The 14,900-nt window shown below is 59.3% G+C and carries 12 protein-coding genes; 4 read left to right on the top strand and 8 right to left on the bottom strand.

What is annotated here, in order from left to right:
- Positions 1 to 109: 109 nt before the first annotated feature.
- The gene (gene degP, locus J2Y91_RS12550) at positions 110 to 1,552 is read right to left on the bottom strand and encodes a serine endoprotease DegP (RefSeq protein WP_048914986.1); all 1,443 of its coding nucleotides are present in this window, start codon (positions 1,550 to 1,552) and stop codon (positions 110 to 112) included.
- Positions 1,553 to 1,692: 140 nt separating this feature from the next.
- Entirely contained in the window at positions 1,693 to 3,198 is a 1,506-nt protein-coding gene (gene dgt / locus J2Y91_RS12545; protein WP_133624416.1) for a dGTPase, read from the bottom strand.
- A gap of 386 nt (positions 3,199 to 3,584) precedes the next feature.
- On the opposite strand from dgt, the gene mtnN reads away from it, so the two are divergent.
- The 3 genes from mtnN to J2Y91_RS12530 all read left to right on the top strand — a co-directional run bounded on the left by mtnN (position 3,585) and on the right by J2Y91_RS12530 (position 5,470).
- Complete coding sequence (mtnN, locus tag J2Y91_RS12540; protein ID WP_133624418.1) at positions 3,585 to 4,283, top strand: 5'-methylthioadenosine/S-adenosylhomocysteine nucleosidase; 699 nt, start codon at positions 3,585 to 3,587, stop codon at positions 4,281 to 4,283.
- Complete coding sequence (gene btuF, locus J2Y91_RS12535) at positions 4,276 to 5,103, top strand: vitamin B12 ABC transporter substrate-binding protein BtuF (RefSeq protein WP_133624420.1); 828 nt, start codon at positions 4,276 to 4,278, stop codon at positions 5,101 to 5,103. Before mtnN ends, btuF begins: the two co-directional genes overlap by 8 nt.
- 118 nt (positions 5,104 to 5,221) lie before the next feature.
- Positions 5,222 to 5,470 (top strand): hypothetical protein, encoded by a 249-nt coding sequence (locus J2Y91_RS12530; RefSeq protein ID WP_048914982.1) that lies wholly within the window; start codon positions 5,222 to 5,224, stop codon positions 5,468 to 5,470.
- A 56-nt stretch (positions 5,471 to 5,526) separates the two neighbouring features.
- Here the strand turns inward: J2Y91_RS12530 and erpA are convergent, their stop codons facing one another.
- Together erpA and clcA are read right to left on the bottom strand one after the other, a co-directional pair.
- Positions 5,527 to 5,871, bottom strand: a complete 345-nt coding sequence (erpA, locus tag J2Y91_RS12525) for an iron-sulfur cluster insertion protein ErpA (RefSeq protein ID WP_048914981.1) — start codon at positions 5,869 to 5,871, stop codon at positions 5,527 to 5,529.
- Positions 5,872 to 5,967: 96 nt separating this feature from the next.
- The gene (gene clcA, locus J2Y91_RS12520) at positions 5,968 to 7,383 is read right to left on the bottom strand and encodes a H(+)/Cl(-) exchange transporter ClcA (RefSeq protein ID WP_133624422.1); all 1,416 of its coding nucleotides are present in this window, start codon (positions 7,381 to 7,383) and stop codon (positions 5,968 to 5,970) included.
- 169 nt (positions 7,384 to 7,552) lie between these two features.
- Between clcA and hemL the strand changes: the two genes are divergently transcribed.
- Positions 7,553 to 8,833, top strand: a complete 1,281-nt coding sequence (gene hemL / locus J2Y91_RS12515; RefSeq protein WP_133624424.1) for a glutamate-1-semialdehyde 2,1-aminomutase — start codon at positions 7,553 to 7,555, stop codon at positions 8,831 to 8,833.
- Between the two features lie 100 nt (positions 8,834 to 8,933).
- Here the strand turns inward: hemL and fhuB are convergent, their stop codons facing one another.
- The 4 genes from fhuB to fhuA are packed head-to-tail and all read right to left on the bottom strand — an operon-like array spanning position 8,934 to position 14,854.
- A complete protein-coding gene (gene fhuB, locus J2Y91_RS12510; protein WP_133624426.1) occupies positions 8,934 to 10,910 on the bottom strand; it encodes a Fe(3+)-hydroxamate ABC transporter permease FhuB in 1,977 nt (658 codons plus the stop codon).
- Positions 10,910 to 11,788: a Fe(3+)-hydroxamate ABC transporter substrate-binding protein FhuD gene (gene fhuD, locus J2Y91_RS12505; RefSeq protein WP_133624427.1), complete on the bottom strand. Its 879-nt coding sequence runs from the start codon at positions 11,786 to 11,788 to the stop codon at positions 10,910 to 10,912. The genes fhuB and fhuD overlap by 1 nt, the downstream gene beginning before the upstream one ends.
- Before the next feature lie 15 nt (positions 11,789 to 11,803).
- The gene (gene fhuC / locus J2Y91_RS12500) at positions 11,804 to 12,598 is read right to left on the bottom strand and encodes a Fe3+-hydroxamate ABC transporter ATP-binding protein FhuC (RefSeq protein WP_048914976.1); all 795 of its coding nucleotides are present in this window, start codon (positions 12,596 to 12,598) and stop codon (positions 11,804 to 11,806) included.
- Positions 12,599 to 12,646: 48 nt separating this feature from the next.
- Complete coding sequence (fhuA, locus tag J2Y91_RS12495) at positions 12,647 to 14,854, bottom strand: ferrichrome porin FhuA (protein ID WP_133624429.1); 2,208 nt, start codon at positions 14,852 to 14,854, stop codon at positions 12,647 to 12,649.
- Positions 14,855 to 14,900 lie beyond the last annotated feature (46 nt).

The raw sequence follows: 14,900 nt of genomic DNA, 5'->3' as shown, positions 1-14,900 counted from the left end.
TTTATAGTCCATTGTAAGGGCGGACCCTCTTTTTCGGTCCGCCCTTATCATATTTACAATCCTGTGTAGGGGCGGCCCCTCTTTTTCGGTCCGCCCTTTTCGACATCATTTACTGCATCAGCAGGTAAATGCTGCTGTCACCACGCTGAATATTCAGCGCCAGTACCGATGGCTTAGTATCAAGGATTTTGCGCAGCTCACCCAGATTAGCAATTGCCTGCTGGTTAACGCCCAGGATCACATCGTCTTTCTTCAGACCGATGCGCGCCGCCGCAGAACCGGCCTTCACGCTATCCACCTTCACGCCTTTGGTTCCCTTCGCATCGTAGTTGCTCAGGTTAGCGCCTTCAATACCGGTGTAGATAGTACCGGAATCGACCTTGGCTGCGGTGCTCTGCTGCAGCGCCACGTTAACCTTCATCGGCTTACCGTCGCGGATCAGGCCCAGCTCCATTTTGGTGCCAACCGGCAGCGAGCCGACTTCAGCACGCAGCGCCGCAAAGCTGGAAATTGGCTTGTTGTTGAGAGAAACGATCACGTCCCCGGCTTTAATGCCCGCTTCCGCAGCGGAAGATTTAGGCAGCACCTGGCTGACAAATGCACCGCGCTGCGCGTCGACCTTCATCGCTTTCGCCAGCTCAGAGTTCAGCTCGGTGCCCATAATCCCCAGCTCGCCGCGTTTCACCTGGCCATATTCAACCATCTGACCGGTCAGGTTTTTCACCATGTTACTTGGGATAGCAAAGCCGATACCGATGTTGCCGCCGTCTGGCGCCAGGATCGCGGTATTAATCCCGATCAGCTCACCGTTCAGGTTCACCAGCGCACCGCCGGAGTTACCGCGGTTGATCGCCGCATCGGTCTGGATAAAGTTTTCGTAGTTTTCCACATTCAGGCCGCTGCGGCCAAGCGCAGAGACGATCCCCGAGGTGACCGTTTCACCCAGGCCGTACGGGTTACCGATCGCCACGGTGTAGTCACCCACGCGCAGCGCATCTGAATCGGCAATTTTAATCGCGGTGAGACCTTTGGCATCTTTCAGCTGAATCAGTGCGATATCGGAACGCGGATCTTTACCAATCACTTTGGCGTCAAATTTACGCCCGTCGCTCAGCTGCACCTGAATTTTGGTGGCGTTATCTACCACGTGGTTATTGGTGACCACATAGCCTTTAGCGGCATCAATCACTACGCCAGAGCCGAGCGCTTTGAATTTCTGCTGCTGGGTATCTGCTCCGCCGTTGCCTTCCGCCCCGCCGCCCTGACACATTGGTGAGGACTGGAACGGCGAACCGTCCTGACAGAATGGCGAGTTGTCGCCGAAGAACTGCTGGAACTGCTGCGGCATACGCTGCGTGCGCACCGTGGTGCTGCCTTCAACATTGATACTGACCACCGACGGCATCACTTTTTCCAGCATCGGTGCCAGGCTTGGCAACTGCTGAGTGGGCGTAGAAGATGAGGCGGTTTCAGCAGCGCTGGCAGATAACGGGCTCATTGCCAGCCCAATGCTCATGGCAAGGGCACTTAATACTAACGTGGTTTTTTTCATTAGATGGATTCTCAAGTATTCAGTTAAATAACCATTGCTGTGGTTGTGATGATGAGATTAACTTTTTAGCGCTAAGTTCATGTTTAAATATTAGGGAAAGGTAAAAAAGTATTGTCTCCCTTTACAAAACTCAGCACAGCTTATTCCACGGCCATCAGACGCCGATACTCATCCCAGGCGTACAGATCGGTCATCCCGCTAATGTAATCCTGTAACAGGCGCGCGCGATAATAGTATTCCCAGATAGCCTCTTCGTTTGGCGTTTTATCCAAGTTTTCCACGGCTTCACTGTAGGCGAGGCGAAAACGCGTTGAGAGTTTGTGAAACAGCCGGGTTTCAATCGGATACCCTTTCAGATAATCCTTCTCATTCAACTCGCTAAATTCTTCGCGCGTTAACAGCAGCAGCGGGCGGTATATATCCAGCAGGCCGCTGATAACCCGATACCCCTGCAATTCCAGCTGCTCGACTTCCGGATGATTAAATACGTGGCGGAAGGCGACTTTTTTGAAAATATCCAGCAGCAGGCTGTGAGGACTGCCATCTTCCAGCAGCGCCTCGTTGAAATCACCATGATAGACCGCGGGCAGATGATCGATGAAACGGCTGGCGGCGTGCGGCACGAGCTCCGCGACAGTATTGACGCGCAGATACATAAAGAACTGATCCTCGCGACTCAGGTTGGTCTGGCGGCTGCGTGATTTCTCCAGCGCGGTGGTCACCACCGTGGCAAACAGATCGCCCTGCTGATGATTCGGCCAGAGCTGGAACAGATGTTCATACAGCTGCTCAACGCTGAAGATTTTTTTCTCCACGGCATCTTCCAGATCCGCCACGCAGTAGGAGATATCGTCGGCCGCTTCCATGATATAGGTCAGCGGAAAACGGCTGTGCGGCTGCAGATCCAGCTGCTCGCGCAGGCGGCTGACGTACTCCTCTTCCGCCAGATAGTAGCCGGGCTTTTTCATTAAATAGCTGTGGCTGTCCGGAACCGGACCGCTGTGCCAGGCCGGGCGAGTGTATTTCAAAATACAGCCCACCTGCGCCCAGGTCAGATTCATCTTCATCAGCGTGTGCACCATGCGGATCGCCTGCGCATTGCCCTCGAAGTGCGACAAATCCTGACGAATATTTGCACGCAGCTCGTTCAGCCCATCGTCGCAGTGACGCAGCACCTCGGGCACACAGCGGTCGGGGCGCTGGCTCTCCGGCTGCCAGCCCGCATCCAGCTGCTGACGGAACCAGTCGTTGATCGCCGACTCGCCGAAATGACCAAACGGCGGATTGCCGATATCGTGCATCAGGCAGGCCATCTCGACGATGCTTTCAAACGGCGCGGTCAGCTGCGCCAGCCCCAGCGCGGCCAGCTGGCCCTGCTCCTGCAGGCGCGTCAGCACCTCTTTGGCGATATAGCGCCCAACCTGCTGCACTTCAAGCGAATGCGTCAGCCGGGTACGCACGGCGGCATTGCGCTCCAGCGGGAAAACCTGGGTTTTCTGCTGCAGGCGGCGGATCGCCGCAGAGTTGATAATCCGCCCGCGATCGCTCTCAAATATGCGCAGAATTTCATGCTCATCCTTCGGCCCCTGATACGGACGAAAGCGACGCTGCCAGTTAATTTTCGTGCGAAAGTCTATCGCGCTCATGCCTGTTCCCTCGGGTTAACGGTACGCATCACCGTCAGACGGATTATCACGCCAGGCTGTGTCCCGTAATTGTGCGTGAGCCCCGCTGGAGGTCAAATCTGCTTGCGGCAAGGCGTGAGTCGCGCCATTGGGTGAACCCAATAAGCCGGCGAACAACGCGGTTGCAAGCAGATTTGGCCCCAGCCCTACGGGTCGCGCCCCAAAATGCCGCTCTCTGTGTTGTCAGGTTTGGCCATAGTTCACTATGGCCTGCACCCTCCGCCTTGATAACGGCATTTTGGCGCTGCGACGGGGCCACGACCAATCACGGGACACAGCCTGATGCTGCCATGATAGACTATGCGCCGAAATCATTGGCAAATTCTACAATTTTAGCGGGTATCCCTATGAAAGCAGGCATTATTGGTGCGATGGAACAGGAAGTTACGCTGCTGCGTGACAAAATTGAAAACCGTCAGACTCTGACCCTGGCGGGCTGTGAAATTTATACCGGAACGCTGAACGGTGTTGACGTGGCCCTGCTGAAATCCGGCATTGGTAAAGTCTCTGCCGCACTTGGCACTACCCTGCTGCTGCAGCTGTGCAAGCCGGACGTGGTAATCAATACCGGTTCCGCCGGTGGTCTCGCCTCCACGCTGAAAGTGGGCGATATCGTGGTGTCAGACGAAGTGCGCTATCACGATGCCGACGTGACCGCCTTCGGTTACGAGCCAGGCCAGATGGCCGGCTGCCCGGCGGCGTTTAAAGCTGACGACAAGCTGATTGCCGCCGCAGAGCAGTGCATTGCTCAGCTGGGCCTCAACGCCGTGCGCGGCCTGGTGGTGAGCGGTGATGCCTTTATCAACGGCGCTGCCCCGCTGGCACGCATACGCAGCACCTTCCCGCAGGCGGTGGCCGTGGAAATGGAAGCGACCGCCATCGCCCACGTCTGCCATCAGTTCAGCACGCCGTTCGTCGTGGTACGCGCCATCTCTGACGTAGCCGATCAGGAATCCCACCTCAGCTTTGACGAGTTCCTGGTGGTCGCCGCTAAGCAGTCTTCATTAATGGTAGAAACCCTGCTAGCCCAGCTGGCTCGTGGCTAAACGCTTTCTCCCCCTGCTGCTGCTGTGGCTGGCCTGTGCCGCCACGGCAGCGCCGCGCGTGGTTACGCTGGCCCCTAACCTGACCGAGCTGGCCTTTGCAGCGGGCATTACCCCGGTTGGCGTCAGCGCATTCTCTGATTATCCGCCTGCGGCGCAGCAGATCCGCGAAGTGGCAAACTGGCAGGGGATCAATACGGAGAAGCTGCTGGCGCTGAAGCCGGACGTGGTGCTCGCCTGGCGCGGCGGCACGCCGCAGCGCCAGGCTGACCAGCTGCAGTCGCTGGGGGTGAAGGTGGTGTGGCTGGCGCCGGACTCTATCGCTGAGCTGGTCTCCAGCCTGCGCCAGCTGTCGGTTTACAGCCCGCAGCCACAGCAGGCCGAACAGGCGGCAGATCGCCTGCAGCAGCAGTTTGCCGATCTACGCCTGCGCTATGCCCGGCAGCAGCCAAAGCCGGTTTTCATGCAGTTTGGCATGCGACCGCTGTTTACGGCAGCGGGCCATACTTTGCAAAATGAAGTACTGCAGCTGTGCGGCGGGGAGAATATCTTTGCCGATGCACGAGTGCCGTGGCCGCAGGTCAGCCGCGAACAGGTTTTAGTTCGCCAGCCACGGGCAATTGTCATCCCCGGCGATGACGCTCAGGCGCAGCAGGTGGCGCAGTTCTGGCGCCCGCAGCTTGCGGCAACGGTGATTGCTATCAATGATGACTGGCTAAGCCGCGCCGGACCGCGTATGATTCTGGCTGCGCAAAAACTGTGCAGCCAGCTATCGCTAGCCGGCAAGCCCGGAGAACGAAAAATCACCGCTATGCGTGATTAAAGCTCCGGCAATATTGGCCGTTAACTAAATAACGAGGCAGCGAAATCCGTACATAATCCGCCGCCCGTTTTATTGCTTTGAGTTAATTCCCCGGTTTACACCACCAGGAAATCGTCATATGAAATCCGTTTATCTGGCTCTCGGGCTGATGATGACGGGTCATGCCTTTGCCGCTTCAACAACCGGCAGCATTGGCGTGAAATTAACCATCTACACGCAGTGCCGCGTCGATGGCAGCGCTGTTTCTGCCAGCCGCCAGCCGGATATTGCCTGTGGAGTACAGCCTGATGCCCAGCCGAAAATTACGCAAAACGTTGTTGAAGACAGTGCGGCTCAGAAAGTAAGGTTAGTTACCGTCGAATGGTAAAATTATCCAATGTAAAAAAAAGCCTCCCGGATGGGAGGCTTTTTTTTTAAGCGGGATCAGATGCTGAAGGAAGAACCACAACCACAGGTGGTTTTCGCATTGGGGTTGGTCACGATAAAGCGTGAACCCTCCAGCCCTTCGGTGTAATCCACCGAGCCGCCCACCAGATATTGCAGGCTCATCGGGTCCACCACCAGCGCCACGCCCGATTTCTCAATCGTCATGTCACCGTCGTTAATCTTGTCGTCAAAGGTAAATCCGTACTGGAAACCGCTGCAGCCACCGCCGGTGATATACACACGCAGTTTCAGCTCCGGGTTGTCCTCATCGGAAATCAGGTTTTTGACTTTACTGGCCGCCGCATCGGTAAATTGCAGGGGCAGTGCTACATCGTCGCTCATGTGATACTCCAGTATGCTTTCAGGCCGGGTGCCTGACAGGTCACAAATCGACCATAATTGTTGTCATTATCTTACACACGGGTAGAGCAATCAAGCTCAGGCTGTACCACCCTGTGCGGTGGCATCGGCCGCTTCCTGTTTCTGCTGCTTAGCCAGAGTGCGGGCAAGCAGGGAGGAATACAAGGGCTGGCCGCCAAGAAACTGCGCCAGCAGCGTCGCCCCCAGGCAGGTAATAATCATCGGCAGGATCAGCTGGTAGTTGTCGGTCATCTCCAGCACCAGCACAATGCCGGTCAGCGGTGCGCGCACCGACGCAGCAAATAGCGCCCCCATTCCGGCAATAGCGAAGGTCGCCGCCTGCAAGTGATACTCCGGCAGCAGGGCCGCGCTGACAAGGCCAAACGCCGTGCCAAGCACCGTGCCGAGCGCCAGCATCGGGGCAAAAATCCCGCCGGGCGCGCCGGAGCAGAAACAGAGCAGCGTGGTCGCCAGACGAATGATAAAAATAAACAGCAGCGTTCCGGCGGTGTAATTTCCTGCCGCCACCAGCGGGATCAGCCCGGAGCCGCCGCCGGAAGCCGCAGGCATGACCAGCCCCAGCACGCCGCAGATGCCCCCCAGCAGCGCCCCGATCAGCAGCACCTTACTCATCCTGCCACCGTGCAGGCGTTGAAACAGATCCTGAATGCGAAAGATCAGCTGATTAAACGTCACGCCCACCACGCCAATGACCATCCCCAGCAGCAGGTAGAGCCACAGCGTATTCACCGGCGCATCCGACAGCCGCCCCACTTCGATCACCGCCCGGTCGCCGTTAAACACCCGGAACACGATGCTCGACATAATCACCCCGATAAACACCGCCTTAATCGAGATCAGGCTATAGCGAAACTGCAGGCGCATCTCTTCGATAATAAACAGGATACCGGCCAGCGGTGCGTTAAACGCCGCCGACAGCCCCGCCGCCGCCCCCGTCGCCAGCAGCGAGTGCCGCGCTTCGGTACTCTTCATGCGGAAGATATCCAGCAGCATACGGCCGATATTGCCACCCAACTGCACCGTCGGGCCTTCCCGGCCCAGCACCATCCCGGCGCCGAGCGTCCCCATCCCGCCGATAAACTTCACTGGAATGACCCGCCACCAGCGCACCGGGCGCAGCTCCTCCAGCGCACCTTCGATTTCCGGGATCCCGGAACCTGCGGCTTCAGGGGCGAACGCGCGCACCAGACCATAGCCAACCGCCGCCAGCAGGGCGGAAATGATAAACGCCAGCGGGTACATCACCAGCGGATGCTGGCTGAATGACGCCAGCAGCCCGACGCGCTGGCCGATAATCCAGTTCACCGCGTGTTCAAAACCAACGCCGACCAGGCCGGTCAGGGTTCCGGCAATTCCGGCCATCACCAGCACCGCCAGCGGCGTTTTATCGCGCCGCAGCAGCAGGCGCAGAAAGTCGCCGCGCCGGGCAGGCACCACGTGCAAATCATCAGTTGAGGTGGAGTGCTGAGTCATAGGCCATTCATTTTATTGTAAAGATTGGTCAATATCTTACCTGTTCTCGCCAGTAAAGCCCGCGCTTAATTTCTCTCTAATCGTGTCAGAATCAGCAACAGCCTTTGGCTGACTCGCGAAGTTACCTTAGAATAGACGGGTTTTTTAATGAATGATCAGGAGCGGTTCCATGAGTAAGTCTGAAAACCTGTACGCTCAGGCGCAGCAGTTAATTCCCGGCGGCGTCAACTCGCCAGTGCGAGCCTTTAACGGCGTGGGTGGCGTACCGCTGTTTATCGAACGCGCTGACGGGGCTTATCTGTTCGATGCAGACGGTAAAGCCTATATCGACTATGTCGGCTCCTGGGGCCCGATGGTACTGGGGCACAACCACCCCGCCATCCGCAACGCGGTGATTGAAGCGGCTGAACGCGGCCTGAGCTTCGGCGCTCCCACCGAGATGGAAGTGAAAATGGCGGCGCTGGTCACCGAGCTGGTGCCGACCATGGATATGGTGCGCATGGTGAACTCCGGGACTGAAGCCACCATGAGTGCGATTCGTCTGGCGCGCGGCTTTACCCATCGCGATAAAATCATCAAGTTCGAAGGCTGCTACCACGGCCACGCTGACTGCCTGCTGGTAAAGGCGGGTTCCGGCGCCCTGACTCTCGGCCAGCCTAACTCCCCTGGCGTGCCGGCGGACTTTGCCAAACATACGCTGACCTGCACTTACAACGACCTCGACTCCGTACGCGCGGCCTTTGAGCAGTATCCGCAGGAAGTGGCCTGCATCATCGTTGAGCCGGTCGCCGGCAACATGAACTGCATTCCGCCGCTGCCGGAGTTCCTGCCGGGCCTGCGTGCGCTGTGCGATGAGTTTGGTGCGCTGCTGATCATCGATGAAGTCATGACCGGCTTCCGCGTAGCGCTGGCGGGGGCGCAGGCTTATTACGGCGTGGAGCCGGACCTGACCTGCCTCGGCAAAATCATCGGCGGCGGCATGCCGGTAGGTGCCTTTGGCGGCCGTCGTGAAGTGATGGAAGCGCTGGCGCCTACAGGCCCGGTTTACCAGGCGGGTACGCTGTCCGGCAACCCGATCGCCATGGCCGCAGGCTTCGCCTGTCTGACCGAAGTGGCGCGCACCGGTACGCATCAAACCCTGACCGAGCTGACCACCCGGTTGGCTGACGGCCTGCTGGCGGCAGCGAAAGAGGAGAATGTCCCGCTGGTGATTAACCACGTTGGCGGCATGTTCGGCCTGTTCTTCACCGACGCCGACAGCGTGACTCATTATGCCGACGTGCAGCAGTGCGACGTTGAGCGCTTTAAGCGTTTCTTCCATCTGATGCTGGAGGAGGGAGTTTATCTGGCCCCGTCCGCATTTGAGGCCGGCTTTATGTCGCTGGCGCACAGCCCGGAAGATATTCAGCGCACCATCGACGCGGCACGTCGTAGCTTCGCGAAACTGTAAACCACCATGCCATGGGCCGCGGGGCTCAAACGGTAATCTCCGGGCGGGGCATGCCCCGCCCGGACAACATCCGAGAAGGTCAGGCATGCCTGACCTTTTTTTATACCTTGCGCAACAGATAGATAAAGTACGGTGCGCCAATAAAGGTCGCCAGCAATCCGGCCGGGATCTGATCCGGGAAGGAGAGCATCCTGCCGCACCAGTCTGCCGCCACCATCAGTCCACCTCCCAACAGCGCCGCCATCACCTGCTGCGGCAGCGCCCGGCGGAAGCCGAGCATGCGCGCAATATGCGGGGCCATCAGGCCGACAAAACTCAGCGGGCCGATAGTCAGCGTGGCCGCCGCCGTCAGGCAGGCCGCCAGCAGCAGCAGCGCCAGGCGCGATGGCGTCAGCGCCACGCCGACGGCACGTGCCGTCGCGCCCCCCAGCGGCAGAATGGTCAGCCAGCGGCGGCACAGCGGCACCAGCGCCAGCAGGATGGCGGCAATGATCAGCGTTCGCTTCGCCTGCAGCGCATCGATTTGATAGGTCGAACCGGAAATCCACGTCAGCAGGCCAGCCATCCGCGGGTCGCCGCTCGCCAGCAGCAGCATCAGCAGCGTGGCAAACGCCGTGCTCAACGCCATCCCGGCCAGCAGCATGCGCTCGGGGGAGAAACCGCCGCGTCCGGCGGCAATCGAGATAATCAGCAGCGTCACCGCCGCGCCGAGGCTACCGGCCGGCAGCAGCCAGCCAAAGGCATCACCCGGCACGATAAACAGCATAATCACCACGCCAAACGCCGCGCCGGAGCTGATGCCCAGCACTTCCGGGCTGGCCATTGGATTACCGGTCAGGCGCTGCACCACGCAGCCCGCCACGCCCAGCATCATCCCGGTGGCCAGCGCCGCCAGCATACGCGGCGCGCGCCACGGCAGCAGCTGATGCCACAGATCCCCGCTCGCCCACACCCAGCCGTGCGCGTCGCGGCCAAAGCTCAGCGCCACCGCACTCAGCAGCAGCAGTACGCCGCCGCCCAGCAGCGCCCACCACAGCACGCGGTGGCGCTCGGCAGGAACGTTATCACCCTGATTCATCGCCGGCGGCAGCGAACCGGTGCGCAGGCGCGGCAATAGCCACAGCAGCAGCGGCGCCCCGATCACCGCCGTCACCGTGCCGGTGGAGATCTCGCCCATTTTATCCGCCAGCCACAGCACGCTCTGGTCCGCCAGCCACAGCAGCAGCGCACCAATCAGCGGCGCCACCAGCAGGCGACCAAACAGACGGCGGAAGCCGAGCATTTTCGCCAGCAGCGGCGAGAAAAGGCCGATAAAGCCGATAATCCCGGTGGCATTAACCAGCGAGGCACTGATCAGAATAGCCAGCGCCAGCACCGCAAAGCGCGCCAGCGAAATCCCCAGGCCAAGATTTTTCGCCACGCCGTCGTCCAGCCCCATCAGGGTCATCGGGCGCAGCAGCAGCAGCGTCAGCAGGACACCGCCCAGCAGGCGCGGCCAGAGGAACTCGACGTTGCTCCAGTCCATCTGGTTCAGCGATCCGGTGCTCCACAGAAACATGTTTTGCAGCTGGTCATGATTGAAGATAGCGAAGATCTGATTCACCGCGCCGCAGTAGAGCGACAGCACCAGCCCGGCGAGGATCAGCGTTACCGGCGACATCCGTTTGCCCCACGCCACGCCAAACACCACCACGCCAACCGCGATGGCACCAAAGGTCGCCGCCAGCTGCTGCGTCAGCATGCCGCCCGGCACGCTCCACAGCGTCACCACGGTAATGCCCAATTGCGCCCCGCTCGCCACGCCCAGCGTCGCCGGTTCCGCCAGCGGATTGCGCAGCACCTGCTGGAACAGCAGCCCCACCAGCCCCAGCCCGGCGCCGGCCAGCAGCGACAGCGACAGGCGCGGCAGCAGGCTGTAGTGGAATACCATCTGCTCGATATTGTTCATATCCGGCGCGCGCAGCGCCGTCAGCCACTGTTCGGCAGGCAGCTGGTGTTGCAGGTTGGTGAGCGTTAGCGCCAGCGCGGCGATAAACAGCAGCAGCAGCAGCGCGATCGGTAAACGGTACTGGCGCATCACTCCCCTCCCAGCACGCGGTCAAGCGTGTAGAGCAGCTGCATCGCCGAGAGCGTCGCCCCATAGAACCAGACGCGCGGCACTTCGGTGAAGCGCTGCGCGCGCACAAAGGGCATCGAACGCCACAGGTCGGAGGCAGTGACCTGTTTCATCAAATTTGCATTGCCGTGCTCGAAGCAGATCGCCTCAACATCGTGCCGATCTGCCAGTCGTTCAATTCCAATCACCGCACTTCCCCAAAAGGTGGTCTCCCCCTGCCATGCATTCACCAGCCCCAGCGCATCCATCACCTGCTGGAACAGGCCGTTGGCGGTGAAGACAATCGCATGACGCGGGTCGAGAATAGACATCAGCAGCAGAGGCCGCTGCTGGCGGCGGGCCAGGCGGGCCTTCACGCGCGCGATCAGTGCATCCAGTTCGGCCAGATGGGCTTCAGCCTGCGGCACGCGGTTGATGCGCTGCGCCAGCGCCATCAGCGACTGACGGGCGCTGGTCAGCGGCTTGCCGTTACCGTCGTTAAAGGTGAAGCCCATGCCCGGCGCGATGCGCTGAAAACGTGTCGGGTCCGGGCCATAACCTTGTGAAAAGAGGATCAGCGAGGGCTTCAGCTGGGTGATGAGTTCAAGGTTCGGTTCGCTACGCAGCCCCACATCCACCACCGACGGCGGCAGGACCGGCTCCCCCACCCAGTTGCGATAACCGTGCAGTTCAGACGCGCCAGTGGGCGTCACGCCAAGCGCCATCAGCAGTTCGAGCGGGAGCCACTCCAGCGCAATAATGCGCTGCTCATCAGCAGCATATGCAGAGCGGGGAAGCTGGGCCAGCAGCGGGGAACAGGCCAGTGCCGTCAGCAGACGGCGACGCGAAATATCCGGCATCACAACATCCAACCCTTAGTAAACAAAACTCACCGGCGCGCCGCCATTCGGGTGCGGTAAAATACCCATCGGGATACCATAAATTTCCCCCAGCACGTCACCCTGCATGATCGCCTGCGGCTCGCCCTGGGCGATCATCTCACCGTGGCGCAGCGCCACCATATGATCGCAGTAGCGGGCCGCCATATTGAGATCGTGCAGCACCGCGATCACCGTCAGGCCCCGTTCACGGCTGAGACGCTGGATCAGCGCCAGCACGTCAACCTGATGGGCGATGTCCAGAGCCGAGGTCGGTTCATCCAGCAGCAGACAGCGGCTGTTCTGTGCAACCAGCATGGCAATCCATGCGCGCTGACGCTCGCCGCCGGAGAGGCTGTCGACCAGACGGCTGGCCAACGGTTTCAGGCCGACCAGCGCAATCGCTTCATCAACACGCTGACGATCCTCCGCGCCATAGCGCCCTAGCGCGCCGTGCCACGGATAACGTCCAATCGCCACCAGCTCGCGTACCGTCATCCCTTCCGCAGCGGGAAGCTGCTGCGGCAGATACGCCACTTCGCGGGCAAAGGCTTTGCTGCTCCAGCTGTCGAGCGGCTGCTGGTTAAGTCGCACCTGCCCTGCTGATGCCGCATGGTGGCGACCGAGCATTTTCAACAGCGTCGATTTTCCGGAGCCGTTATGGCCGATCAGGCCACACACTTTTCCGGCGGGAAAGGCCAGCGACAAGGGCTGTAACAGGGTTCTGCCCGGTACGGCAAAGCTGACGTTATCCAGGGTGAAGGTGGTTTCTGTAGCAGACTGATGTGGCATGGTTTTCTTCTGATTGGCGGGCGCAGCGTACCGCGCCCGATAAGAGAGTTAGAAACGGAAGGTGGCGGTACCCACAATCTGACGTTCCGCGCCCCAGTAGCAGGCGTGCTCGCGGTAGCAGCTGGCCACATACTCGCGGTCAAACAGGTTATTGACGTTAACCCCCACCGATGAACCCGGCAGGCCAAAGCGTGCCAGATCGTATTTCACGACCGCATCCACCAGCGTATAGCCCGCGACGTCGAAGTTCTGATCCTGGTTAGCACCGTTGCTGTCCTGGTGGCGATACAGACCTTTGCTCTCACCGACGTAACGCAGACCGGTACCCAGCGTCAGGCCGGAGAGCGCCGTTTCGTGGAAGGTGTAATCCCCCCACAGTGAAGCCATATGCTTCGGCACCTGCACCGGGGTTTTACCACGCAGATAGTTGTCTTCGGTGTATTGCGCATCGGTATAGCTGTAAGAAGCCGTCACGTTGACGTTGGCATTGACGGCGGCCTTGGCTTCAAATTCAAAGCCGCGTGAGCGGATTTCGCCGCCCTGCACGCTGAACAGCGGTGCCGTCGGGTCACCCATCAGATTGTTGTTTTTGGTCAGCTGGTAGATTGCCCCGGTCAGCACGATGGGACGATCTTTCGGTACGTATTTCACCCCGGCTTCATACTGTTTGGCGCGCGATGGCTGGAAAGTTTCGCCGCCGAGCGTGGTGCCGGTATTCGGGATAAACGACTCGCTGTAGCTGAAGTAAGGGGCGATACCGTTATCGAAGACGTAGTTAACGCCGCCGCGCCAGGTGAAGGCCTGGTCGTGGGTTTTATTCTCGCTGCCGTTACGGTCAAAGGCAGACATGGTGAGGTAATCGTAGCGCCCGCCCAGCGTCAGCACCCAGCGGTCCCACTCCATCTGATCCTGCGCGTACAGACCGGTCTGTTCCTGCTTATTCAGATACTGGTACGGGTTATACAGCGCCGTTGGCTGGTCGTTACCATACACCGGATTGAGTGCATCCAGCGGAGCAGCAGCGCCAAAGATGGCATCGATATCGTTACGCGAACGCTGGTAATCCACGCCCATCAGCAGCGTATGGTCCAGCTGCGCGGTAGCAAACTTCGCCTGTGCCTGAGTATCCACGGCAAACTGGTTCAGCTTTTCCTGCGAATGTGCGTAACCGCGATCGATAGTGTTGTTTGCCGTATTCAGGCCGTTGCCATAGATGCTGAGGTAATCAGTACGCATCTGTGCGTAACGCAGGTTCTGGCGCACGGTCCAGGTATCGTTGAACGCGTGGTCAAAGCTGTAGCCCACCATTTTAGTGTTGCGCGAGATTTTATTGCTCGCTTCACCCTCATCAAAATCGGTTGGCAGCTTATGCTGATTGCCGTTGGCATCGGTAATGGGCACTACCGTGCCTTCACGCGGCAGCCAGCCGTAGTAGCCGGTTTCCGGCTCGTTCTGGAAATAGCTCAGGAAGGTGAAATGGGTGTTTTCATCCGGCTGCCAGCTGAACGATGGCGCAATGGTGTAGCGCTTCTCTTTGTTCATCTGCTGCTGCGCATCGGCGCTGCGCGCCAGGCCGGTCAGGCGGTAAGAAAACGCTTCGTTATCATCCAGCGCACCGCCGAAGTCAAAGCCGGTGGAAAACAGGTTATCGCTACCCATCTGGAACTGCACTTCACGCAGGGTCTCCGTGGTTGGCCGCTTGCTGACCATTGCCACGATACCGCCCGGGTTACTTTTTCCGTACAGCACCGAGGTCGGTCCGCGCATCAGCTCGACGCGCTCAAGGAAGTAAGGGTCAATGGCAAATTCAGAGTAGTTATCACCCTGCAATTTCAGGCCGTTAAGATACTGGTTGGTATTGGTTTCGCTAAAGCCGCGAATAGAGAGCGCATCAATCACGTTGGAGGCACCGCGGTTGCCCACCATTACGCCGGTGGTGTAGCCCAGCGCTTCTTTCACCGACAGCGGCTGATGCGTCTGCATCTCCTGGCTGGTGACCACGGAAACCGACTGTGGGTTTTTCTCAATTGGCGTCGCAGTTTTGGTAGCGGTGGCGCTGGTTTTAGCGGCGATGGTTGGCGCTGGCCCCCACGGACTCTCCTGCGGCGCGCTGCTGGCATTAGCGTTTACGGTAATGGTGTCGTCAGCGGCAAAGGCAGCGCCGCTGGTCAGGGACAAGGCAACCAAGACTGCCAGCTGGCGTTTCGCCGTCTTTACGGTATTGAAATCAGTGGAAAAATTGCGCGTGTTGGCCATTGAGCTTTCTCTGAACAAGGATTGTTGAATGTGAAACGAAACGATA

Origin of the sequence: Erwinia aphidicola (assembly GCF_024169515.1) — a bacterium.
GTDB classification, from domain to species: Bacteria; Pseudomonadota; Gammaproteobacteria; order Enterobacterales; family Enterobacteriaceae; genus Erwinia; species Erwinia aphidicola.
This window is presented reverse-complemented; position numbering and strand designations above follow the sequence as displayed.

What these genes read in the sequence shown, in the direction of transcription:
- degP (WP_048914986.1), bottom strand. Translation starts at nt 1,552, where the DNA reads ATGAAAAAAACCACGTTAGTATTAAGTGCCCTTGCCATGAGCATTGGG.
- dgt (WP_133624416.1), bottom strand. Translation starts at nt 3,198, where the DNA reads ATGAGCGCGATAGACTTTCGCACGAAAATTAACTGGCAGCGTCGCTTT.
- mtnN (WP_133624418.1), top strand. Translation starts at nt 3,585, where the DNA reads ATGAAAGCAGGCATTATTGGTGCGATGGAACAGGAAGTTACGCTGCTG.
- J2Y91_RS12530 (WP_048914982.1), top strand. Translation starts at nt 5,222, where the DNA reads ATGAAATCCGTTTATCTGGCTCTCGGGCTGATGATGACGGGTCATGCC.
- erpA (WP_048914981.1), bottom strand. Translation starts at nt 5,871, where the DNA reads ATGAGCGACGATGTAGCACTGCCCCTGCAATTTACCGATGCGGCGGCC.
- clcA (WP_133624422.1), bottom strand. Translation starts at nt 7,383, where the DNA reads ATGACTCAGCACTCCACCTCAACTGATGATTTGCACGTGGTGCCTGCC.
- hemL (WP_133624424.1), top strand. Translation starts at nt 7,553, where the DNA reads ATGAGTAAGTCTGAAAACCTGTACGCTCAGGCGCAGCAGTTAATTCCC.
- fhuB (WP_133624426.1), bottom strand. Translation starts at nt 10,910, where the DNA reads ATGCGCCAGTACCGTTTACCGATCGCGCTGCTGCTGCTGCTGTTTATC.
- fhuD (WP_133624427.1), bottom strand. Translation starts at nt 11,788, where the DNA reads ATGCCGGATATTTCGCGTCGCCGTCTGCTGACGGCACTGGCCTGTTCC.
- fhuC (WP_048914976.1), bottom strand. Translation starts at nt 12,598, where the DNA reads ATGCCACATCAGTCTGCTACAGAAACCACCTTCACCCTGGATAACGTC.
- fhuA (WP_133624429.1), bottom strand. Translation starts at nt 14,854, where the DNA reads ATGGCCAACACGCGCAATTTTTCCACTGATTTCAATACCGTAAAGACG.